Origin of the sequence: Novosphingobium sp. AAP93 (assembly GCF_001296055.1) — a bacterium.
Classification (GTDB): Bacteria; Pseudomonadota; Alphaproteobacteria; order Sphingomonadales; family Sphingomonadaceae; genus Novosphingobium.
In genome coordinates, this window is the sequence record NZ_LJHZ01000002.1 from 1 (window position 1) to 22,519 (window position 22,519).

Consider the following 22,519-nt stretch of genomic DNA (forward strand, 5'->3'; position numbering starts at 1 on the left):
GTCGGCATGCCTCCCGCCATAGGGCAGGGGGCATGCCGATCAAGTGATTAGATCAGAGGCACTATCAGAGGCAGGCCTCGAGGTACGCCTGGTCGAACCCGAACTGGCGCGCCTTTTCGAGCGTGTAGGGGCGCAGGCCCGAGGGGCGGAATTCGCCGATGATCTTGCCGTCCTCGTTCTCGTCGAGATACTCGAACTTGAACAGTTCCTGCGTCACGATCACATCGCCTTCCATCCCGATCACTTCGGTGATGTTGGTGGTGCGGCGCGAACCGTCGCGCAGGCGCTTCACCTGCACGATGAGATCGACCGATTCGGCGATCTGGCGGCTGATGGCTTCCTTGGGGATCTTGATGTCGCCCATCAGGATCATGTTTTCCATACGGCCAAGGCATTCACGCGGGCTGTTGGCGTGGAGCGTACACATCGAGCCGTCGTGGCCGGTGTTCATCGCCGCGAGCAGGTCGAAGCACTCAGCGCCGCGAATTTCGCCCAGGATGATGCGGTCAGGACGCATACGCAGAGCGTTCTTCACAAGGTCGCCGATGGTGATCGCGCCCTGGCCTTCAAGGTTCGGCGGGCGGGTTTCGAGCGGCAGCCAGTGCGGCTGCTGGAGGCGAAGTTCGGCCGCGTCTTCGATGGTCAGCACGCGTTCGCCCGGGTCGATCATCTTCGAGAGGGCGTTGAGCATGGTCGTCTTGCCCGAACCCGTACCGCCCGAGATGACGATGTTCATGCGGCAGGCGCCTGCGATCTTGAGCGCGGTGCACATCTTGTCCGACATCGAACCGAAATCGCGCAGCATGTCGAGCGTGATCGGCTTCTCGGAGAACTTGCGAATCGAGATCGCGGTGCCGCGCAGCGAGAGCGGCGGGACGATGACGTTGACGCGGCTGCCGTCCTTGAGGCGGGCGTCGGCGAGCGGGGTGGTCTGGTCGACGCGGCGGCCAACCTGGTTCACGATGCGCTGGGCGATCTGGAACAAGTGGCTTTCATCGCGGAACCGGATCGGCGCGATGACGAGGCGACCCTTCTTTTCGATGTAGGTCTGCTCGGGGCCATTGACCATGATATCGGAGATTTCGGGATCGTTGAGCAGTTCCTCGAGCGGGCCGAAGCCGAGCAGCTCGTCGATCAGCACCTTTTCCAGCGCGAACTGTTCGCGCCGGTTGAGCGTGACCTTGAGCTCGGCCAGCACTTCCATGATGATCGGGCGGAATTCCTCGGAAAGCTCTTCCTTGGTCAGCGTGGCGGCCGCTTCGGGATCGACGCGTTCGAGCAGGCGCGGGAGCACCTGTTCCTTGATCTTGTGGACCGAGGCTTCAAAGCCTTCCGCCTGATAGTTTGGCTCGTTGATGCCGTTTATGCGGTCAGCCAGACGCGTCATCGCGTCGTTCTTGTCCTTGCCGCCGGCATCGGCGACATCCATGTTCGGCAGCGGCGGGAACTGCTCGCCGCCCATCGGCATCGGAACCGGCGCGGCCGAACCTTCGCCCGCCTTCATCGGACGCGCCACGCCGAACGACGGACGCATCGCAGTGCTTCCCCCGCTGACTCCGGACTTGCGGCCAAATGCGCTCATGCAGATTTCCCTGTTCTCGTGACGGAGATGTGTGGACTGACAATGGTCAGCACGACCTTCCGATGCGTGGTGAATAGCGCCGAAACCTTCAGGAAATCTAAATCACCGCGCCGGGGCCGCGAATTGCCCGGATTATGGCGTTTTTGGCGACGGCCAAGGCTGGGCAGGTTACCAATGATTAACTACAGTTGCATAGAACTGAACGCGGAGACGACGATCCGATGCACCTTTCCATCATCATCCCCGTGCTCAATGAAGAGGACAGCATCGACACCTTCGTCGAGGCAATCCAGCCGCATCTGATGCGCGCGCTCGCGGCAATCGGGCCGGGCGCGCAGGCCGAACTGCTGTTCGTGGATGATGGCAGCACGGACCGGACGCCTGAAATCCTAAAGGAACTGGCGGCGCGCGATCCGATGATCCGCTACGTGCGTCTGTCGCGCAATTTCGGCAAGGAAGCGGCGCTGGCGGCCGGTCTGCGCCGTGCGCGGGGCGATGCGGTCGTGCCGATGGACGTCGATCTGCAGGATCCGCCCGAAGTGCTGCCGCAATTGGTGCGCGAATGGCTGGCGGGTGCCAAGGTGGTCAATGCGCGCCGGGTCGACCGTTCGACCGATGGCCGCTTCAAGCGCCTGACGGCCAACGGCTTCTACCGCGCGATCAACATGGTCTCGGAAACGCCGATCCCGGAAAACGTGGGCGATTTCCGCCTGCTAGACCGGACGGTGGTCGATGCGGTCAACAGCCTCGGTGAGACGGCGCGGTTCAACAAGGGCCTGTTCGCGTGGGTCGGCTTCAAGGTCGCGACAGTCGATTACTCGCGTGCAACGAGGGCGGCCGGGGAGACCAAGTGGCGTTTCCGCCGCCTCTGGGGCCTCGCCATCGACGGCATCACCGCCTCGACAACCGCGCCGCTGCGCATCTGGACGTACATCGGCGGGGTGACCGCGCTGATCGCGTTCGCCTATGCGGGGTTTCTGATCTTCCATACGCTCAGCACCGGGGTCGACGTGCCCGGTTATGCGTCGATCATGGTAAGCGTGCTGATGCTCGGCGGCATCCAGCTGCTCAGCATTGGCATTCTGGGCGAATATGTCGGCCGCATCGCCAAGGAAGTGCGCCAGCGGCCGCTCTATATCGTCGAGGGCGAAAGCGATTCCGCAGGGACCGGTGGCAATCCCGGTCCTTCGACCACAGTACATGAGGACAAGGCGTGGACCCCACAGCGTATGAGAGCATGAGCGCAGTCGAGGACAAGCACTGGTGGTTTGTCGCTCGTCGCCGCATCATTGCCAGCCTGATCGAACGGTTCGTCCGTCCGCCAGCGGGTGCCAAGGTGCTCGAGGCCGGGTGCGGCACGGGCGGCAATCTGGCGCTGCTGGCGCGGTACGGGAAGCTTGATGCGTTCGAATATGATCCGACCGCGCGCGCCAAGGCGGCGGCGAAGCAGGTGGCGGAGATCGATTTCGGCGCGCTGCCCGATCAGGTGGCGCGGCCCGATGGCAGTTATGACCTGATCGCGCTGCTCGATGTGCTGGAGCATATCGAAGAGGACGAGGCCTCCCTCCAGCGGCTTGGCGGCCTGCTGCGCGATGATGGCAAGCTGCTGTTGACGGTACCGGCGGTGCCCTCGCTGTGGTCCGAGCATGACGTCATCCACCATCACCACCGGCGCTATACGCGGCGCTCGCTGGAGCAGTGCATCGCTAAAGCGGGGCTGAAGGTCGAGCGGATCGGCTATTTCAACAGCCTGCTGTTTCCGATTGCCTGGGTGCAGCGACAGGCCCAGCGGCTCACCGGCCGTCATGCGCCGCTCGATGCCATTCCGGGCAAACTGCTGAACGGGGCGCTGGAAAAGGTGTTCGGGCTGGAGCGGCATATCCTCGGCAAGGTCGACATGCCGATCGGGCTGTCGTTGTTCGCGGTGGTTTCGCGCAAGGCCTAGGCGCCGCTTGGACTGATCCATTCGCGGTCCCAGCAGCGCGCCGGTTCCCTGATCGGTACAAGCGTCAGATCCTTGCCGACGAGCCAGCGCGGTGTCTTTGGCAGGGGCGCGAGGTAGCTGTTCTTCGGGTAGTGAGCGAATTCCTGATCCCACGCCTTGAAGAAGGTGCAGGTGCCGCCGCCGACCGCTGGAAGAGTTAGCGCGCGGCGGACTTCGTGCAGGCCGGTGACCGAGGCAAGGGCGAGCATCGCGGCGATGAACCAGTGCCAGCCGGGCGTGAGCCAGCGGGTGGTGCGGACGAGATGGTCGGCCATCACGATGCCGAGCACGGTCTGTGCCGGGATCGCCGCGCGCATCATGAAGTCGATCGACCAGCCGATCTGGATGAAGGGGACGATCACCAGCACCGCCGCAGCGAGGAGCGGCGCGGATAGGCCGAACGGCGAGCACTTGTGGAGTGCGAAGGCCGGGATAACCCACGGCAGGACTTCCACCACGATGCATAGCGCGTAGAGCACCGGAACAACGGGATATGCGCGAAGGCCCACGTCATCCCCGGCTGCGGCGAGGAAGGCGAGGCCCGGAAGCACCAGCGCTGTGGCAAGGGCGGGGATGAGCACGTCAGCCAGACTGAGGCGGCGCGCGAACAGGGTGGCGAGACCGGCAGACGCAGCCCAAGGCAGCGCACCGATCAGCGCGAGCGGTGACCACAAGGCCGTCAGCGGGATCAGCGCGAGGAACGTGCCCAAGCGGATTCGGCCCGTCCGGTTCAACAAGTACGTCAGCCCCGCCAGCCACCCGGCAAAGGCATGCTGCGGTACCCAGAACGCGAGCGTGAGCATCGAAGTGAACTGCAGGCCCGGGTCCCAGCTTTCGAGGTGGTCCGTCATCGGCAGACGGCTGATCGCCTGGCCGACAATGTCGAGCCCGCCGAATGCAAGTAATGTGAGCAAGGCCAGCACCCGAGCGCGCGCGGTCTCGAACAGCACAGAGCCGAGCGCAAGCAGGCTGCCGATCAGGATCGTGTTCTGCGCGACGAGCACCGCTGTCCCGAACGCGGCGCCGCCGGCCTTCCACGCCAATGCGGGGAGGAGGTACATGCCGATGGGCGCGCGCAGCAGGGTCGGGGTGCCGCCCACCACATAGGCGAAGGGCCAGCGATTGACCGCCATGTCGCGCAGCACCGCGTCGCGCACCTGCCAGTCGATATTGGCGTAGAACAGCCGCCCTTCGCCGCCGAGCACGAGCACGACAAGCGCGGCGAGCAGGCACAGCGCGAGCCGGGTGAGGGGGATGGAGCCGAGCGCCGCCGCGCCGCGCCGGATCAGCACGGTGAGCCAGATTGCACCGACCAGTCCCGGGACGACCAGCACCGGCGAGCCAAGGCCAAGATAGGCAAGCAGGAGCAGTTGATCACAGGCGAGCCACGCCGCGATCAGCGCGAGAATGGTGCCGCCACCGACTGCCCGGTCGGCCTGCGTATGCGGCATGGCGATTGCGCCTGACATCGACCCGTACATCCCCGCTGGCTAACGCAACCCCTTTGGCCTTGCCAGTCTAGCCGGGGAACCTTTAACGGATAATTTGCCGTGTTCGGCCAAGGGTGATGTTCATGTTCGGAAGGCTTCCCCGCTGGCTTCGCTTCATTCTGGTCGGCGTGCTCAACACGGCCTTCGGCTACCTGCTGTTCGCCGTCTTCATCCTCGCCGGTGCTCCCAAGTTCTGGGCTGTGGTGGGCATGACGGCGCTGGGTGCGCTGTTCAATTTCCGCTCCATCGGCCACCTCGTCTTTGCACGCAGCGAGCTCGGCCTGTTGCCCCGCTTCCTGGGCGTCTATGCCGGGCAATGCGTGATCAATTCGGTCGCGCTCGAACTGCTGGCGCGGGCGGGTTTCACGCCGCTCGTCGGGCAGGCGATCCTCGTGCCCTTCCTCGCCGCAGGGGTCTACTTCGCCATGCAGACCCTCGTGTTCCGCGAACTCGAGCCGGCAAATTGAAACTGCTCATAATGCTGCGTTGACAAGCCCGCCTGCCGCGCACAACCGTCTGCGCCGCAACCGGGGGCTTGAGATACTTGGCAGAAAAGCGCAGCGAAGCGACGGCACTGCTGCTGGCCTTGGGCGGTTTCGCATTCCTCTCGACGGGTGACACGCTGGTCAAGTCGATGGCCGGGATGTGGCCGGGCCCCGCCATTGCGGCGCTGCGCTATGTGTTCGGCACGCTGGGTCTCGGTGCGATCCTGCTCTGGCGCGAGGGCTGGGCCGGATTTGGCATGACCAAGGTAGGCTGGCACGCCGCGCGCGGGTTCGGTGTCGCGTTCTCGGCTACGACGTTCTTCACCGCCGTGCAGATCATGCCGATTGCCGAGGCGACCGCGATTTCCTTTACCAGCCCGATGGTCACCGCCCTGCTCGCCGCCGCGCTGATCGGCGAACCGATGCGACGCGAGACCTGGATTGCCAGCATTGTCGCGTTCATCGGCGTGCTGACCGTGCTGCGGCCGAATTTCGTGGTGATCGGCCCTGCCGCCGTGCTCCCGCTGCTGGCAGCAATGGGCATGTCGCTGCTGATCATCGGCAACCGCGCGGTGCTGGGGCAGGGCTCGGCGCTGTCGATGCAAGTGAACGTGGCGATCTTCGCGACCTTGTTCCTGATTGCTTTCACCCTCATCGGCCATTTCAGCGGCATCGCGATCCTGCACGTCGGCGCACCGCCGATGAGCGTCGTCGCCAAGAGCGCGATGATCGCCGTGACGGGCAGCAGTGCCCATGCCTTGATCTACATGGCAACCTCGCGCGCAGGTGCTGCGACCGTGGCGCCAATGACCTATTTCCAGCTGATCATGGCCGGCTTCTATGGCTGGCTGCTGTTCCGCGAAACGCCTGACGCGACGGCGCTGCTGGGCGCAGCGATCATTGTCGGCGCCGGGCTTTACCTGTGGCGGGCAGGGCGCGTGACGGACGAGCCGCAGGGCACCGAGTAGGCATGGCGGAGGCCTGCTGGCTCTGCGAGCGGCCGCTCGCGCGCAAGGTCGAATGGCACCACCCCGTGCCCAAAAGCCGGGGCGGGCGCGAGACGGTCGCGGTCCATCCCATCTGCCACCGCACGCTGCATGCGCAGTTCAGCAATGGTGAGCTGGCGCGGATCGGCGCCGATCCACATGCGCTGCGGGCTGATCCGGTGATCGCGAAGTTCGTCGCGTGGGTTTCAGGCAAGCCGCCCGATTTCCACGCGCCGACGGCGAAGCGCCGTTAGAGAATATCCAGCAGCGGCTGCAGGCTGTCGAGCAGCACGGCCGGCCGGTCCTTCTCGGGAAGCTCCGCGCCCTTGGCCATGATCCCCGTCGCCATGCCGACCGAGAGTGCGCCCACAGCGTTGGCCATGCGCATTTCGAGCGCGGGGTCATCGCCGACCACGACCATCTGCTTTGCCGCGCTCCTAGGCAGGCACATGAGCAGCCGCGCCGTATCGAAGGCAACGCGCGAGGGCTTGCCGAGGATGCGCGGGCGCTTGCCGGTCATGGCGGTCAGCATCGCGTTGATCGGATAGCTGGCACCGATGGCACGGCCATTGGCGGTGGCGAAAAAGGGTACGTTGCTGGCGGTGAGCAGCTTCGCGCCCTTCCAGAGGGAATCGCAGGCAGCTTCGAGCGCGGGAAAATCGAACTCGCGAAACCAGCCGGTGTAGACCGCTTCCACGCCCTCGGCTTCGTCCGAAGGCCCGACGACATCGAGGCCGATATCGTCGAGCGGCGCGCGGCAGCCGGGGTTCCCGAGCACGCGGACTTTGCTGAAGCCGGTGCGCTTGAGCCAGTCCGCAGCCGACGAGGACGGCGTCAGCATCTGCGCGTCCTCCACAGGAAACCCGGCCTTGCGCAGCGAGGCGGCATAGGCGGCGGGCGGTTTGGCGGTGCCATTGGTGAAGACCACGAAGGGCGTTCCGCGCGCCTTCAGGGCTTCGAGCAGCGCGATGGCGTGGGGCAGGGCATTGTGGCCGCCGCTCTGCGCGTCGCCCAGCGCAATCGTACCGTCCATGTCGAAGATGAAACCGGCGGCGTCCTTGAGCCGCGCGGCGTAGTCGGGCGAAATGCTCACAAACCGGCTCCGGCATGAAGGGCGAGGCGGAACGAGCCGCGTTCGATGACAAGGTCGCGCGCGGTGGGCTTGGCCGCGAGCTTCCTTAGCAGCGCGATCACCGGAGCGGCTTCGGGGGTGTACGTGGCGCGCGAGGGGCCTGCCGCCAGCATCGCGTCGACCTGCTCGGGCGGGATCACCGCGCGCAGCAGGAATTCCTCATCCGGCAGGTGGTGGCCGAACTGCTTGCGCAGGTCGCCGAGTGCCGGGAAAGTGGGCTCGTTCTCCAACTCCCGCGCGCGCGGACGGTCCATGATTGCCGCAAGCACATGCTTGTCGATGGGCGAGGTGGGCTTGCCGAACTTGCCAAGACAGTAGCGGATCACCTGATCGGAAACCTGCGCATAGCGGCGCTCGCCGATCACGTTGAACAGCGCCTGGCTCATGACCATCTGCGGGAACGGCGTGACCATGATCGGATAGCCGAGCTCGGCGCGGACCTGCTCGGTCTCGGCGATCACGGCGGGAAGCCGGTCCGAGAGGCCCAATTCGCCGAGCTGGCGCGCGGTCGTCGTCATCACGCCGCCCGCGATCTGGTGGCGCAGGAAGCTCGCGTCGAAGTTCTGTGGCTGTCCGAACGGCAGGTTCTCCGCGAGCGCGAGTCGGTTCCAGTAGGATGTGAGTTTCGCCAGCGCCGCCCGGTCGATCTCGACCATGTGGTCCGCTTCGTCCAGATTGGCGAGCATGCGGTTGGCCTCGGGCAGCGAGGAACCATCGCCCGCCGCGCCGATGCCGACATGGATTGCCGAAATGCCGAGCTTGGCCGCTTCGAGGCTGGAAAGCATGCCTTGACCGATGGTGGTATGGGCATGGATTTCGAGCGGGCGGTTGCCGATCGCGGCCTTCACGGCGGGCACCAAGGTGCGCACGCGGTCCACCGAGAGCAGGCCTGACGGGTCCTTGATATAGAACAGGTCGATATCCGGGCTCTGGCCGACGGCGCGGGCGAAATCGGCGTAGAACTGGTCGGTGTGGAATTCGGACAGGGTGTAGGTGAGCGCGCACATCACCTCCGCGTCGCCCTCTTCCTTCACCAGCCGCGCGGCTTCAATCACCGCGGGCACCTCGTGCATCGGATCGAGCAGCACGAACCGGCCCACGCCGTTTGCCTGTAGCGCGCGGTAGACGAGGCGCATGAACTCCGGGTCCGCCTGCTGCCAGGCGATGAAGCGCAGCCCGGTGGTGATGAACTGCAGCGGCGTCGTCGGCATCGCGGCCGACATGCGGCGCAGGCGTTCCCACGGGTTGTTCTGGAAGTAGCGCACTGCGACCGCCATGTGGCTCGACGAGGTGAAGTCGATGGCGCGAAAACCGCACGCTTCAGTCAGCGCAGCCGCCTGCAGCATATGCGCGGTGTTGAGCCCGGTGGCGCCCCAGAGGCTCTGGTTGCCATCGCGCATGGTCACATCGACCAGCTTGAGCGTCGTCATGATGCAAGTCCCGTAAGAAATCCGGTGTCGACGCCGCCAGCTGCAAAGCGCGGATCGGCGGCGATGCGGGCATGGAGCCCGGCAGTGGTCGGCACGCCTTCGATAGCAATGCGCGCGAGCGCCGCCTGCAGGCGCGCGACCGCTTCCTCGCGGGTGGCGCCGTGGACGATGAGCTTGCCGAGCAGGGAATCGTAGAAGGGGGGCACTTCGCCGCCCGCCGCGATATGCGTGTCGACGCGGATGCCGGGGCCAGCTGGCCAGGCGGCGCGGGCGATGCGGCCCGGAGCGGGGCGGAAATCCGCCTCCGGATCCTCGGCGTTGATGCGCACTTCGATGGCGTGGCCGACGGGGCGCACCATCGCCTGCGCAAGCTTGAGCGCCTTGCCCGATGCGACCAGCAATTGCTGCTCGACCAGATCGACGCCGGTGATCGCTTCGGTGACCGGATGCTCGACCTGGATGCGGGCATTGAGCTCAAGGAAGTAGAACGAGAAGTCGGTCGCATCGACGAGGAACTCCGCCGTTCCTGCGCCGCGATAGCCGATATGCTGCGCGAGGCGGACCGCAGCATTTTCGATTCCCGCGCGCGCTTCCTCGGGCATGGCAGGAGCAGGCGCCTCTTCGACGAGTTTCTGGAACCGCCGCTGGATCGAGCAATCGCGCGTGCCGAGGTGGATGGCATGGGTGCCGTCGCCAAGCAGTTGCACTTCGACATGGCGGCCCTTGGCGACGAAGCGCTCGACATAGACGGCATTGTTGCCGAACGCGGCCTGCGCTTCGGCCTGCGCCATATCGAGTGCACTGTCGAGGTCTTCGGCGCGGTCGACGCGGCGCATGCCCTTGCCACCGCCGCCGGCCACGGCCTTGAGGAGGAGCGGATAGCCGGTTTCCGCAGCGCGTGCGTGGATGGCCTCGCGCGTCGCCGCCTCGCCGCCCGGGAGAACGGGAAGGCCTGCTTCCAATGCGAGCGCGCGCGCGGCGAGCTTGTCGCCCATGCCTTCCAGCGTCTTGATGTCGGGGCCGACGAAGCGGATGCCTGCCTCTGCGACGGCTTTCGCGAACGCCGCGTTCTCGGAGAGGAAACCATAGCCGGGATGTACGGCGTCGCATTTCGCGGCAACCATCGCGGCGACGACCTTGTCGATGGCAAGGTAGCTTTGCGAGGAGGGACCGGGGCCGAGGAGCACGGTCTCGTCCGCCATGAGCGCGGGGAGCGAGGCGGCGTCGGCGCTCGAGACGCCGAGGACCGTGGTGATCCCCATGGCCTTGGCCGTGCGGATGACGCGCAGCGCGATTTCGCCGCGATTGGCTATGAACAGTCGGCGGATCATGGGGTCAGGCCATCCCACTCATGACAGCCGGATCAGGGGCTGGCCCTTGGCGACCATCGTCGCATTGGGCACAAGGACTTCCGCAACCTTGCCTGCGCGGCCAGCGTGAACCGGGTTCATCAGCTTCATCGTCTCGACAATACCGACGACGGTTTCCGGACCAACTTCATCGCCTACAGCCACGAACGGCGGCGCCCCCGGCTGCGGGGCATGGTAGAACGTGCCGGGCAGCGGTGCCGCGACGGCGTCGGGGTCGGCGCTGTGCTCGTCATCTGCCGCAGCAGCCGCTTCGGGCGCGCTGCCGGCCCATTGCCATTCCTGCGTCAGGCCTGTTTCCGCGCCGTCACCGCGTGCGAGCCGGAGGCGGAAGCGGCGGGTCGATAGATCCAGTTCGCGGTAGGGTGAGGCCTCGATGATCGCTGCGATTTCGGCGATGTCTTCGGCAGTCAGCGGCAGATCGTCGCTCATGATCGGTTCCGTTCAGGCCCTGGCCGCGGCCAGCATCTCGCGCGAGGCGGCGATGATCGCGTCCGAGAAGGCAGTGTCGTTGAAGTGCGCATCGACGGCGGTGACCGGCACATGCGCGGGCATGACCGCGCGCAGGTATTCGGCAAACGGCGGCGGCACGCTCGGGTCCATCAGGTGCCCGGCGGGGCTGTCGTGGTTCGAGAAGCCGTGGAGCGGGGTGAACACCCGCACCGGCCCCTTGGCATCGCGCACATTGGCGGCGAGATGGTCGGCGAGCTTCTTGAGATCCTCGAAAGTCGTGCGCACCGCCGTCAGCTGCGGATTGTGCTCGTGATAGCGCCGCCCGGGGAACTGCGCGCGGGAGACCTCGATGGGGCCGCCGATGATGAAGTCCGCATTGCCCGGCGCGAGGATCGTCGGGACGCCCTTAAGGAGCGCGGGGCGGCCGCGATCCGGGCCGGTATCGGCAAGGCCGCCGAAGATATGGTCGATGATCTCGGTCTGCGAAAGATCGAGCACGAGCGCGACATCCTTGCCCGCAGCAAGCCCATCGAGCGTCGGTCCGCCCGCGCCGGATGAGTGGAACACCATGACCTCGCAGCCATCGCTTTCCAGCGCCTCGCGGATGCGCTTCACGCTCGCTTCGGTGGTACCGAGCGTGGTGATGAGGACCAGCGGCTTCTCCGCGGCGGCCTTCGGGTCATAACCCCTGGCCATGCCCGCGACAGCGTTGGCGGCGTTGCGGAATACGTCGCGGCTGATCGAGTTGAGCCCGGAAATGTCGGTCACCGCGTTCATCATCGCGATGTCCTGCACGCCCATGTAGGGCTTGGTGAAACCGGAGGCCATGGTCGAGACGATCATGCGCGGCAGGCCATAGGGGAAGCTCTGCATGAGCGCACCGGCGAGCGCCGAACCCATCGAGCCGCCGACCGCGAGGATGCCGGAGATCGGGTCCCTGGCGTTCCACGCGTGCGCTGCTGCGATTGAACCGCGGATCATCGCGTCCTGGCACTTGCCCTCGTGGCCGAGCGCGCGGACCTGCTCGATGGTCATGCCGGCCGCCGCTGCGACGTCCTCGGGCGAGATTTCCGCCCCGCCGACGGTCCGTCGCACGCTGGGATCGAGATGCACCACGCGCACACCCGCCGCTTCCAGTGTGGCGCGAACGAAGCGCGCTTCCTCTTCCTTGGTGTCCTGCGTCACGATGAGCATGACGCTCGGCTTGGTCGTATCAGCCATGGTTGTCCCTCGCTCTCCCTGCTCCAAGAGTGCGACATCGCGATTGACTTTGCATCCCGGTATGCAATGTGCGCGTTGCATAAGGTGAAACACGCGGGCGTGCCGGTTGGCGCCGTCAAGCGAAAGAGAAGCACCGGGAAGAGATGATGCTGGAACGCAAGGTGAAGACCGTCCGCGCGCTGGAGCGGGGGCTCGACGTGCTGATCGAGGTGCAGGCGCGCCGCGCGGTCAGCCTCCATGAACTGCATCAGGCGCTGAAGCTGCCCAAGGCGACATTGCTGCGCATGCTGCTGACCTTGGGGCGCAAGGGGCTGATCTGGCAGCGCCTTGCCGATGGCGCCTATCTGCCGCATCTCGGCCCGGCAGCGCGCGGCACCGGCAGCGCGGTCGAGCATATCGCCGAGATCGCTTCGCCCTACATGAAAGCGCTCTCGACCAAGGTGGCATGGCCGTCGGTGCTGGGCGTTCCGCGCCTTGATCACATGGAGATTCTGGAGACCAACAGCCCGCTGTTCCGGCTCGATTCCGCCATTCTCGGACCCGTCGGCGTCAAGCTTTCCTACATCCATACCGCCACTGGCCGCGCCTATCTCGCAGCATGTGACGAGCAGGAGCGCGAGGCGATCATCGCGCGGCTGCGGCCGAAGGATGCGGCGCCCGGCAGCGAGGAAGACCTGCGCGCGATCCTCAAGGAAACCCGCGAGCGCGGCTATGCGCTGCGTGAGCCGCTGCACCCCTGGCCGGACCGCTCCAAGCAGCTCGTGCTGCGTGACGGGCGGCGCTCGATGGCGGTGGCGATCATGGCGAACGGCGCGCCCATTGCGACAATCAACCTCACCTGGCCGGCCAAGCGCGGGACCGACGAAGCGGTGATGCACCGCCACCTCGATGCGCTGCAGCAGACGGCGCAGGCGATTGGCCTTGCGGTTGCAGCGCAGTCGGTCAGCGCGCCTATCGCTGGAAATGCCGCCTGATCAGGCGCCCTTTGAGGCTTATTGCACCATGTGAAATCCGTTTGTGTTGCTGATTAAATCGGCGCCTTCCTGTGCGACACTCCCCCCAGAACAAAGGGGAGGTAATCGGCATGCGGCAGTGGGTGATCCGGGCAGGCGCGTCGTCGCTGGACGACATGGCTTTGCACGATGCGCCCGAACCGCAGGCTGGCCCCGGCGAAGTGCTGGTGCGGGTGCGCGCGTGTTCGCTGAACTTCCGTGACCAGATCATCCCGCAAGGCCTCTACATGGGCGGCACGGTGGCAGTGGATACCGTTCCCCTGTCCGATGGCGCGGGCGAAGTCGTGGCGGTCGGCGAAGGCGTCACGTCGGTAAAGCCGGGCGACCGCGTTGCCGGAACCTTCTTCCAGAACTGGCTCGATGGCCCGCCCAATCCGGCGGCCGGCCCTGCGCTCGGCGCGCCGCCCGCCGCGGGAATGCTGCAGGACCTCGTCGTCCTGCCCGAACACGGAGTCGTGCTGCTGGCCGAAAGCCTGTCGTTCGAAGAGGCGGCCTGCCTCCCTTGCGCCGGTGTCACGGCGTGGAACGCGCTGATGGAAGGCCCACACCCGGTCCGCGCCGGCGAGAGCGTGCTGGTTCTCGGCACCGGCGGCGTTTCGTTGCTCGCGCTGCAGATTGCCAGGGCGGCAGGTGCGAAGGTCATCGCGACCAGCTCGTCCGCTGAAAAGCTGGCGCGGGTCAGGGCTCTCGGCGCTGACGAAGCGATCAACTACCGCGAAGTGCCCGAGTGGGGCGCGGCGGCAGCGAAGCTCGCTGGCGGCGGTGTCGATCATGTCGTCGAGGTTGGCGGTGCCGGCACGCTTGCGCAAAGCATCGCCGCCGTCGGCTTCAACGGCGAGATCGCGCTGATCGGCGTACTGACGCGCGAGGGCAATACCAATCCGCACGGCCTGATGTTCAAGGGCGGTTCGATCCGCGGCATCTTCGTCGGTTCGCGCGGGATGGCGAGCCGCCTGCATGGCTTCATCGATGTGCATGGCATCAAACCGGTGATCGACCGCACGTTTGGCATCGAGCAGGCGCTCGACGCCTATCGCTATCAATCATCGAGCGCCTTGTTCGGGAAAGTCGTGATCACGCTTTAGCGTTTGTTTGCCCGACCGGAAAAAGCGGCGGGCATGAGGGAAGAGGACAGGAAGGCAATGGCGCAGGTTAGGGGGGCGCAGGTTAGGGGGCCGCAGGTGCTGGGCTTTGGACAGCGCATCGGGGGCGTGGTGCAGACCGCGTTTGTCGTCGCCGACATCCATGCCGCGATAACCCATTTCCAGCGCGATTGCGGAGCGGGGCCGTTCTATCTGCTCGAGCATTTCCTTGGCGAGGGGCAAGTCTATCGCGGCGCACCGTCGCAGGCCGATGTCGCGATTGCGATGGGCTTTGCCGGGCACATGCAGATCGAGCTGATCCAGCCGCTGGACGATCACCCGTCCGTCTACCGCGAGACGATCGAGCAGCGCGGCTATGGCTTCCACCACTTCGGCATCGCGTTCGAAGATGTCGACGCCGCGCTGCCCGGCTATCTGGAGCGCGGGCATACCCTTGCGTTCCGCGCGCCGGTGCCGACCGGCGGTTCGGTCGCCTATCTCGACAATGCCGATCCGGTGGGGCCGGGTTTCCTCGAGCTGATCCCGGCGACCGAAGGCATGGACACATTCTTCACCGCGCAGTGGCAGGCGGCGCAGGACTGGGATGGCAAGACCGATCCCGTGAGGCCGTTCCTGTGAGCGGGGCCGCAAAGCGCGCCAGCGGCGGCTATCAGGCCTGGATCGTCGGGCTGCTGAGCCTCAATTTCGGCATCCTGTTCTTTGACCGCAACGCGCTCAATTTCCTGATGCCCTATGTGCAGCCGGATCTGCACTTGTCGAACACTGAGGTCGGCATGTTCAGTTCGGCCCTGTCGCTGACATGGGCGCTGTCAGGCCTCGCGGTCGGACGGATTTCGGACAAACTTGGCTCGAAGAAGCCAGTTGTCGTGGTGGCGACGATCGCGTTCTGCCTGTGCTCGTTCGCTTCGGGTATGGCGTCCTCGTTCTTCATGCTGCTCGGCGCGCGCCTGCTGATGGGCGCGGCGGAAGGCGGCGTGATGCCGGTCAGCCATGCGATGATCGTCAGCGAAGTGGCGCCCGAACGGCGCGGCCTTGCCATGGGCGTGGCGCAGAACCTCGGTTCGAACCTGCTTGGCTCAGGCCTCGCGCCGCTGCTGCTCGTGCCGGTGGCGGCGGCCTATGGCTGGCGCGAAGGCTTCTATCTGGCGGCGGCGCCGGGCCTGATCACCGCAGTCCTGATCTGGTTCACTCTGCGCGAGCCGCCCGCCGAAGCGCATGACGAAGCGCAGCCCAAGGTTCCGCTCTCTGAAGCCTTCCGCCACCGCAACGTGGTGCTTTGCGCGATCATCTCGGTGCTGCTCGTTTCCTACCTCGTGGTGTGCTGGGCGTTCATGCCGCTCTACCTCACCACCGTGCGCGGCTTTGCGCCCGAAACCATGGGCTGGCTGATGGCGACACTCGGCCTTTCGGCGGGGCTCGGCAGCTTCGTCGTGCCCGCGATTTCGGACGCGGTGGGCCGCCGCCCGGTGATGATCGGGTTCGCCTTCCTTGGCGTGATCCTGCCGCTGGGCGGGCTCTACTACACCGGTTCGGCGTGGGTGCTCGCGGCGATCTTCTTCTTTGGATGGGGGCTCAACGGCCTGTTCCCGATGTTCATGGCGACGATCCCGTCCGAGTCCGTTGATCCGCGCCTGACCGCGACGCTCACCGGCGTCGTCATGGGCACCGGCGAAGTGCTGGGCGGCGTGCTCAGCCCCTTCCTCGCGGGCGCACTCGCTGACGTATACGGCCTGTCCGCCGCGCTCTGGCTGATGCTGGTACTGTGCATCCTTGCCGGGATCTGCGCACTCGGCCTTGTAGAATCCGCCCCGCGCGTTGTCGCCCGCCGCGCATCCGCCTGACTTTCACTGCCAAAGGACCCCCGCCATGACCGCAGTGCAGAAGTTCGCTACCGAAGGAATTGCCCCGCCCGAACGGCTCGCGTTCTGGAATGAGCTGGTCGACCGGGTCTACAGCGGCACCTACGTGAAGAGCGCCAGTGGTGACTTCAGCGGCGAGATGTGGACGTGGCAGGTCGGCGATCTTTCGATGATCCGGCCGCGCTCGACCGCCTCGTTCGTGGGCCGCGATCCGCGCTATACGGCGGACGAACGGCTGATCCTCCACCTCCAGTGCCGTGGCTCCAGCCTGCACCGGCAGGGCGGCACCGAAACGACGCTAGGCGCGGGCGACTTCGTGATCGGTTCGCCGCACGAGGCCTATGCGATCGATCTGGCCGCCCATGAACTGCTGGTGGTCGAGTTCCCCCGCGCGCCGCTGGCCGAGCGTTTTCCGGGGATCGACGATGCCCTGCGCCAGCGCATGAGCGGCGAGACGCCCGGCGCGCGGGTATTCCACGACTTCCTGCTCTCGCTCTGGCGGCAGAGCCAGCAGGGCTTCAGTGATCCTGACTGGCAGGAAGGTGTGAGCCAGGTCTTCTACGATCTCGTCGCGCTCGCCATGCGCGGCGCGATCAGGCCGGATACCGCCGCTCCCACCGCGGACAGCGCCCTGCGCCGTCGGGTACTCGGGATTGTCGAGGCACAGCTGGTCGATCCCGGCCTGCGCACGCTCGGACTCGCGGCCGCCTGCGGTGCCTCGGTCCGCACGATCCAGAACCTGTTCGCCGGAATGGGCACGACCCCCAGCGCCTATATCCTCGAACGCCGCCTCGCGCGCGCAGCCGAGCGGCTCGCAGCCGCGCCGGAAGCCAGCATTACCGAAGTCGCCTTCGAGCTGGGCTTCAACGACAGCGCCTATTTCGCGCGCGCCTTCCGCCAGCGCTTTGGCGTTTCACCCCGTGAATGGCGCCGCAAATAGCCGGAATTGCGCTTCAGTCCTGATCGCCTTGCGCTCCAGTGCAAGTCGGTGGGGCTGAAGCGGAGTATGAATTCGTGTGCGCATGTCCGTGAGCAAAGCGGGCAGTGACACTCTTGAAGGGAGAGCAACATGAGACGAACAACGGTATCGCTTGCCGTGCTCGCCGCGGCGATGGCCACTCCGGCCCTCGCGCAAAATGCACCGCAGGCCCAGGCGGAAGCCGCCCCCGAAGGCGGCATTGCAGAAATCGTCGTGACCGCGCAGAAGCGCGCGGAAAACGTGCAGGACGTGCCGATCGCCATCTCGGCATTCACCGCTGGCGCACTGCAGGAACGCGCGGTGACGAGCGTCGCGGCGCTTTCGAACCTTGCGCCGAACGTGACGCTGGACGCCGGTACACCGTTCTCGGGCTCGACCGCGGTGCTTTCGGCCTACATCCGCGGCATCGGCGCCAATGACTTCGCCTTCAACATCGATCCGGGCGTGGGCATTTACCTCGACGGTGTCTACCTCGCCCGTTCGGTCGGTGCGAACCAGGACCTGCCGGACGTGGAGCGCATCGAAGTGCTCAAGGGTCCGCAGGGTACGCTCTTCGGCCGCAACACCATCGGCGGCGCGATCTCGATCGTCACGCATGATCCAGGCAAGGAATTCAGCTTCAAGGGCGACGTCACCGTCGGCCGCTTCAGCCTCGTCCAGACGCGCGGCACCGTCGACCTGCCGATCACCGATGGGCTCGGTGCGTCGGTCAGCTTCTCGACCAAGAACCGCAATGGCTACCTGAAGCGCATTCCGTTCCCGGGTGCGACCAACTTCGCCTCGACCAGCATCAACAACTACAAGGCCGCCGGTTACAACAACGCGGGCTATGGCACCGAAGGCGGCGACAACAACTGGAACCTGCGCGGCAAGCTGAAGTTCGACCGTGGTCCGTTCACCGCAACGCTTTCGGCCGACTACACCAACGTCGACCAGAGCCAGATCGCCAATACGCTGATCAAGACGACCCCGGCGGTCTTCGCCGGCACCTACAACTGCGCGATCATCGCCTCGTCAACCGATTGCGGTGGCGGCCCGCCCGCGTTCGCCTATATCGGCGGCATCGGCGGCCTGAACACGATCTTCGACAACCCGACCGTCTACGGCGTCAATGTCGATGCCGATCCGCGCAACAACCGTCTGCCCTATGACGACCGGTTCCTGACCGGCGACATCGACAAGAGCTATGCCAACGGCAACAACTACTCGAAGCTCAAGTCCTATGGCGGCTCGCTGACGCTTCAGTACGACCTCAGCGACAATATCGCGCTGAAGTCGATCACCGGCTACCGCGAGCTGCACTGGAACGTGGGCACTGACCTTGACGGGTCGCCGCTCAACTTCCTCCACACCAGCTTCACCACCGATCAGTGGCAGTTCAGCCAGGAGCTCCAGCTCCTCGGCAACGCCATGGACAAGAAGCTCAACTACGTCCTCGGCGCCTACTTCTTCAAGGAAGCCGGCAACCTGCACGACTACGTGACCTTCGCCGAAGGCCTGCTGCAGGTCGATGGACCGAACGATCTCTCGACCAAGAACTACGCGTTCTTCGGGCAGATCGACTACAAGTTCAACGACATGTTCGGCATCACCGTGGGTGGTCGCTACACGCACGAGGACAAGGAATTCGAAGGCTTCCAGTCCGACGCCAACGGCCTCACCTACAAGATCCTGAACTTCCTTGCCGGGATCAACGCGGGCCCGCCGGCCTGTGCCAACATCAACCCGATCAGCGACGCTTGCCGTATTGCTGCCGGGTTCCCGAATGCCGGACAGCCGCTCCGCTACTACGTCGCGGGCACGCAGAAGAAGAAGTTCAACAACTTCGCGCCGAAGATCGGCCTCCAGTTCCACCCCAACGACGACACGATGGTCTATGCCAGCTGGTCGAAGGGCTACAAGACCGGTGGCTGGACCACGCGTCTGTCCAACCCGCTGCCCACCGCGCCGGGCTTCGGCGAGGAAACGGCGACCACGTATGAACTGGGTGTCAAGTCGACCTTGCTCGACCGCCGCCTCCAGATCAACGCGGCGATCTTCCAGACCGACTACAAGGGGATCCAGCTGAACTTCCAGCAGGGCGTCTCGCCGACCATCCAGAACGCGGGTGATGCCAAGATCAAGGGCTTCGAGGTCGAAATGACCGCGGCGCCGGTCGATGGCTTCACCATTACGGGTTCGGTGGGCTACCTCGATGCCAAGTACACCTCGGTCCTCGGGCCGGCGCAGGTTGCGCCCAACCCGTTTCAGGCCGGTGTGCTCCCCGGCGGCGAGCTGCCCAAGACGCCGAAGTGGAAGTTCAACATCAGCCCGCGCTACGAGGCGAAGTTCGCCAATGGCGGCAAGCTGATCTTCCTCGCGGACTTCACCCACTCGACTTCGCTGTGGAACGATACCGAACGCGCGTATCTGCTGCAGCGCGCCGCGACGGACATCCTCAACGGCTCGATCACCTACAGGGAGCCGGGCGAGCACTGGGATATCACCGTCGGCGGGACCAACCTTACCGATACGCGCTATCTGGTGACCGGTCAGGCGCAGATCGCGGGTGGCCAGTTCTACGGCACCTACAGCCGTCCGCGTGAATGGTACGCGCGGCTTGGCGTGAAGTTCTGATCGCAAAAACGAGAGGGCGGGCTTCGTGAGGAGCCCGCCCTTCTCACCCGGGGAGAGAAAAATGCCTGAAACCGCCCATTCCGAATTCTGGAAAGGCATCAAGCCGGTCGAGAAAGTGTTCCGGGAAGGCGGGCTTCCCGAAGTCTACATGCCAAAGATCGCCGAGGGCGACGAGCGCTACTGGGTGCCGATCAGCGAGACGGTGAGCTCCAAGCCCGTCTGGATCAGCCCGACCAAGAACATGTGGGCCGATGTGCTCATGTCGAAGTCGGCGGGCCTCGTGAACCGGCATTATCACCCGCATCCGATCTGGGCCTACACGATCAGCGGCAAGTGGGCTTACCTCGAGCATGAATGGACCGCGACCGCAGGCGACTTCATCTACGAGACGCCGGGCGAGAGCCACACGCTGGTCTGCTATGAACACGAGGATCCGATGAAGGTCTTCTTCGTCGTCTCCGGCCCGCTCATGTGGCTGGACGAGGAAGGCAACACGATCGGCCACTTCGACGTGTTTGACTACATCAAGAACGCGCGCGAGCATTACGACCGCGTCGGCATCGGCGCCGACTACGTCGATACGCTGATCAGGTAACTGGCATCCGCCAAAGGAGCGCACCCATGAACGTGATGACCGCACCGCCTTCGTCGAAGAAGGAAATCGTCGATGTCGGGTTCGCCCACAAGGACCTCGTCGCGCGGCTGAGCCCCGGCGGCCGCTACATCGATGCACAGACCGACGTCGACAGCCCCTGGGTACCGTTCGGCGACAATGCCGCGATCAAGCACCTCGCCTTCGATGTGCGGCAAGGCATCTTCTCCAACATCCTGTGGGTGAAGGGGCCGGGCACCATCGGCACGCACCTCCACCGGGGCACCATCGTCATGGTCTGCCTCGAAGGCAGCGTGCGCTATCTCGAGTACGACTGGGTCGCCTCGCCGGGCGGGCTCATCCTCGAAGTGCCGGGCGAAAGCCATACCCTCGTCACCGAGCATCCCGCAGGCGTCAAGCTGTTCGGATGGATGCAGGGCCCGATCGAGTTCTACGACGAGAACGGCAACTATGCCGATACCTCGGACGTCTGGTGGTTCATCAACCACTACGAGACCTACTGCCGGGAAAACGACATCCCGATCAACCCCAAGCTCTATCTCTGAGAGGCCGCCAGCCATGGCAACCATGACCGCCCCGCCGTCCGGGGCCTACAAGATCGTCGATGTGCCGGAGCTTTACGGGGCGCTGATCAAGTCGAAGGGTGTCGAAGGCACCTATGTCGGCGCCTCCGAAGCCGAAAGCCCGTGGGTTCCTTTCGGCGACAATGCCGCGATCCGGCATCTGGCGTTCGACGTGCGGGACAACGTCTATGTCAACATCCTGTGGATCAAGGGCCCGGGCGTGATCGGCACGCACAAGCACCGCGGCCGCGTCTGGGCGATCGGGCTGGAAGGCTCGTTCCGCTATCTGGAATATGATTGGGTGTGCCGCCCGGGCGAATTCATCACCGAGACGCCGGGCACGGCGCACACCCTTGTCACCGACGATCCGAACGGGATGAAGGCGCTGTTCCACATGCAGGGCGCCAACGAGTTCTTCGACGAGCACGGCAATCACGTCGAGACGCTCGATGTCTGGTGGTTCATGAACCACTACGAGACCTACTGCCGGGAGCACGGCATTCCGATCAACAAGCAGCTCTATCTCTGACGGGGGAGCTAACATGAACGCTGCGGGGGTCCCCAAACTTGCTCCGGAGCCGCAGGGCACATACTTGCGCCATTGCTGGTATGTGGCGGGTTGGGCCAGCGATCTGGGCGACACCCCGCAGCAGCGTGTTTTCCTCGAAGAGCCTGTCGCGCTGTTTCGGGATGCGGAGGGCAAGGCCAGTGCGGTTTCGGGCCGCTGCCCGCACCGCTGGGCGCCGCTGGGGCAGGGCAAGGTGGTGGATGGCGCGCTGATGTGCCCCTATCATGGCCTGCGCTTCGACGGCAGCGGGGCCTGCGTCCATAACCCGCATCCCGGCGGCCAACTTCCGGAGAGCCGCCTCGGCGTCTATCCGCTGGTGGAGCGCCACGCGCTCCTGTGGATCTGGATGGGCGACGCGGACAAGGCTGATCCCGCGCTGATCCCGGACTTCAGCTGGCTCGCCGATCCCAAGTGGGAAGCCGTGCGCGGGGCGACTGTCGCGGAAGGGCACTACGAGCTCTACAGCGACAATATCCTCGATCTCAGTCACGCCAACTTCGTCCATCCGGCGTTGGTGGCGGCGGCCTTCACCGAAGGGACACGCAAGTTCTGGCAGGATGGCGAGACGGTCCACGCCGAATATATCCGCCTTGACGATTACCTTTCGGAGGGCATCGGCGGGATGCTCGGCCGCATCGGCGTCAAACAGGATTTCTATGGCTGGGTCATCTGGCACGCCCCCGCCGTGCTCTACTTCGATTTCCGTGCCGGACATCCGGGCACGCCGCGCGAGGACTGCACCCTGCTCCCCTCACTCCATGCCTTCACGCCCGAAACGCCCGATTCCACGCACTACTTCTGGGCGACCGCGCGCGATTTCGCGCTGGGCGATGCCGAGTTCAGCGCGGGCATGCGCGGCGCGCTCGAGTATGCCTTCGAGCAGGAAGACATGCCGCTCATCCGCGACAGCCACCGGCTGATGAGGGGGGGCGACTTCTGGGAATTGCGCCCAATCATCCTGAACGGCGACGGCGGTGGTGTCCGCGCACGGCGCATGCTGCAACGCCTGATAGACCGCGAACGACAGGCCGAAGCCGCCGAATAGCGCGGCAAAGGCAGGAGAGGACAAGACAAA

22 protein-coding genes are annotated in these 22,519 nt (G+C 65.3%); 15 read left to right on the forward strand and 7 right to left on the reverse strand.

The window, feature by feature from the left end; genetic code table 11:
• Positions 1–64: 64 nt before the first annotated feature.
• Positions 65–1,582: a CpaF family protein gene (locus IP83_RS00340; protein ID WP_171955372.1), complete on the reverse strand. Its 1,518-nt coding sequence runs from the start codon at positions 1,580–1,582 to the stop codon at positions 65–67.
• 221 nt (positions 1,583–1,803) lie between these two features.
• On the opposite strand from IP83_RS00340, the gene IP83_RS00345 reads away from it, so the two are divergent.
• Both IP83_RS00345 and IP83_RS00350 read left to right on the forward strand, forming a co-directional pair.
• Positions 1,804–2,823, forward strand: a complete 1,020-nt coding sequence (locus IP83_RS00345) for a glycosyltransferase family 2 protein (RefSeq protein ID WP_054120217.1) — start codon at positions 1,804–1,806, stop codon at positions 2,821–2,823.
• The gene (locus tag IP83_RS00350; protein ID WP_197274228.1) at positions 2,820–3,527 is read left to right on the forward strand and encodes a bifunctional 2-polyprenyl-6-hydroxyphenol methylase/3-demethylubiquinol 3-O-methyltransferase UbiG; all 708 of its coding nucleotides are present in this window, start codon (positions 2,820–2,822) and stop codon (positions 3,525–3,527) included. Before IP83_RS00345 ends, IP83_RS00350 begins: the two co-directional genes overlap by 4 nt.
• On the opposite strand, the gene IP83_RS00355 is transcribed toward IP83_RS00350, so the two are convergent.
• Positions 3,524–5,017 carry a hypothetical protein gene (locus IP83_RS00355; RefSeq protein WP_197274229.1) on the reverse strand — a complete coding sequence of 498 codons (1,494 nt, stop codon included), beginning with the start codon at positions 5,015–5,017 and terminating at the stop codon, positions 3,524–3,526. The genes IP83_RS00350 and IP83_RS00355 overlap by 4 nt on opposite strands.
• Before the next feature lie 122 nt (positions 5,018–5,139).
• Between IP83_RS00355 and IP83_RS00360 the strand changes: the two genes are divergently transcribed.
• From IP83_RS00360 to IP83_RS00370, 3 genes are all read left to right on the forward strand, one after another.
• The gene (locus tag IP83_RS00360; RefSeq protein ID WP_197274230.1) at positions 5,140–5,523 is read left to right on the forward strand and encodes a GtrA family protein; all 384 of its coding nucleotides are present in this window, start codon (positions 5,140–5,142) and stop codon (positions 5,521–5,523) included.
• A 68-nt stretch (positions 5,524–5,591) separates the two neighbouring features.
• Entirely contained in the window at positions 5,592–6,509 is a 918-nt protein-coding gene (locus tag IP83_RS00365) for a DMT family transporter (RefSeq protein ID WP_231624851.1), read from the forward strand.
• Positions 6,510–6,511: 2 nt separating this feature from the next.
• Positions 6,512–6,781, forward strand: a complete 270-nt coding sequence (locus IP83_RS00370; protein ID WP_054120220.1) for an HNH endonuclease — start codon at positions 6,512–6,514, stop codon at positions 6,779–6,781.
• Here IP83_RS00370 and IP83_RS00375 read toward each other — a convergent pair.
• Genes IP83_RS00375 through IP83_RS00395 form a run of 5 tightly spaced genes read right to left on the reverse strand, consistent with a single transcriptional unit; the run spans position 6,778 to position 12,130 of the window.
• A complete protein-coding gene (locus tag IP83_RS00375) occupies positions 6,778–7,620 on the reverse strand; it encodes an HAD-IIA family hydrolase (RefSeq protein ID WP_054120221.1) in 843 nt (280 codons plus the stop codon). The two genes, IP83_RS00370 and IP83_RS00375, sit on opposite strands and share 4 nt — an antisense overlap.
• The gene (locus IP83_RS00380; protein ID WP_054120222.1) at positions 7,617–9,089 is read right to left on the reverse strand and encodes a biotin carboxyl carrier protein; all 1,473 of its coding nucleotides are present in this window, start codon (positions 9,087–9,089) and stop codon (positions 7,617–7,619) included. Before IP83_RS00380 ends, IP83_RS00375 begins: the two co-directional genes overlap by 4 nt.
• Positions 9,086–10,420, reverse strand: coding sequence for an acetyl/propionyl/methylcrotonyl-CoA carboxylase subunit alpha (locus IP83_RS00385; protein ID WP_054120223.1), 1,335 nt, complete (start codon positions 10,418–10,420; stop codon positions 9,086–9,088). The genes IP83_RS00380 and IP83_RS00385 overlap by 4 nt, the downstream gene beginning before the upstream one ends.
• Positions 10,421–10,438: 18 nt before the next feature.
• Positions 10,439–10,888, reverse strand: coding sequence for a biotin/lipoyl-containing protein (locus IP83_RS00390; RefSeq protein ID WP_054120224.1), 450 nt, complete (start codon positions 10,886–10,888; stop codon positions 10,439–10,441).
• A gap of 12 nt (positions 10,889–10,900) precedes the next feature.
• Positions 10,901–12,130 carry a Tm-1-like ATP-binding domain-containing protein gene (locus IP83_RS00395; RefSeq protein ID WP_054120225.1) on the reverse strand — a complete coding sequence of 410 codons (1,230 nt, stop codon included), beginning with the start codon at positions 12,128–12,130 and terminating at the stop codon, positions 10,901–10,903.
• A 146-nt stretch (positions 12,131–12,276) separates the two neighbouring features.
• Between IP83_RS00395 and IP83_RS00400 the strand changes: the two genes are divergently transcribed.
• From IP83_RS00400 to IP83_RS00445, 10 genes are all read left to right on the forward strand, one after another.
• Positions 12,277–13,104, forward strand: a complete 828-nt coding sequence (locus tag IP83_RS00400) for an IclR family transcriptional regulator C-terminal domain-containing protein (RefSeq protein ID WP_054120258.1) — start codon at positions 12,277–12,279, stop codon at positions 13,102–13,104.
• A 110-nt stretch (positions 13,105–13,214) separates the two neighbouring features.
• Positions 13,215–14,228: an NAD(P)-dependent alcohol dehydrogenase gene (locus IP83_RS00405; protein ID WP_054120226.1), complete on the forward strand. Its 1,014-nt coding sequence runs from the start codon at positions 13,215–13,217 to the stop codon at positions 14,226–14,228.
• Between the two features lie 57 nt (positions 14,229–14,285).
• Entirely contained in the window at positions 14,286–14,864 is a 579-nt protein-coding gene (locus tag IP83_RS00410) for a VOC family protein (protein ID WP_054120227.1), read from the forward strand.
• Positions 14,861–16,087 (forward strand): MFS transporter, encoded by a 1,227-nt coding sequence (locus IP83_RS00415; RefSeq protein WP_054120228.1) that lies wholly within the window; start codon positions 14,861–14,863, stop codon positions 16,085–16,087. The genes IP83_RS00410 and IP83_RS00415 overlap by 4 nt, the downstream gene beginning before the upstream one ends.
• 25 nt (positions 16,088–16,112) lie before the next feature.
• Positions 16,113–17,045 carry a helix-turn-helix domain-containing protein gene (locus tag IP83_RS00420; protein ID WP_054120229.1) on the forward strand — a complete coding sequence of 311 codons (933 nt, stop codon included), beginning with the start codon at positions 16,113–16,115 and terminating at the stop codon, positions 17,043–17,045.
• A 129-nt stretch (positions 17,046–17,174) separates the two neighbouring features.
• The gene (locus IP83_RS00425; protein ID WP_054120230.1) at positions 17,175–19,700 is read left to right on the forward strand and encodes a TonB-dependent receptor; all 2,526 of its coding nucleotides are present in this window, start codon (positions 17,175–17,177) and stop codon (positions 19,698–19,700) included.
• Positions 19,701–19,761: 61 nt separating this feature from the next.
• Positions 19,762–20,295, forward strand: coding sequence for a 2,4'-dihydroxyacetophenone dioxygenase family protein (locus IP83_RS00430; RefSeq protein ID WP_054120231.1), 534 nt, complete (start codon positions 19,762–19,764; stop codon positions 20,293–20,295).
• Positions 20,296–20,321: 26 nt separating this feature from the next.
• Positions 20,322–20,858 carry a 2,4'-dihydroxyacetophenone dioxygenase family protein gene (locus tag IP83_RS00435; RefSeq protein WP_054120232.1) on the forward strand — a complete coding sequence of 179 codons (537 nt, stop codon included), beginning with the start codon at positions 20,322–20,324 and terminating at the stop codon, positions 20,856–20,858.
• Positions 20,859–20,871: 13 nt separating this feature from the next.
• On the forward strand, positions 20,872–21,405 hold the full coding sequence (locus IP83_RS00440) for a 2,4'-dihydroxyacetophenone dioxygenase family protein (RefSeq protein WP_054120233.1): 534 nt from the start codon (positions 20,872–20,874) through the stop codon (positions 21,403–21,405).
• A 13-nt stretch (positions 21,406–21,418) separates the two neighbouring features.
• Positions 21,419–22,489, forward strand: coding sequence for an aromatic ring-hydroxylating dioxygenase subunit alpha (locus IP83_RS00445; RefSeq protein ID WP_054120234.1), 1,071 nt, complete (start codon positions 21,419–21,421; stop codon positions 22,487–22,489).
• Positions 22,490–22,519 lie beyond the last annotated feature (30 nt).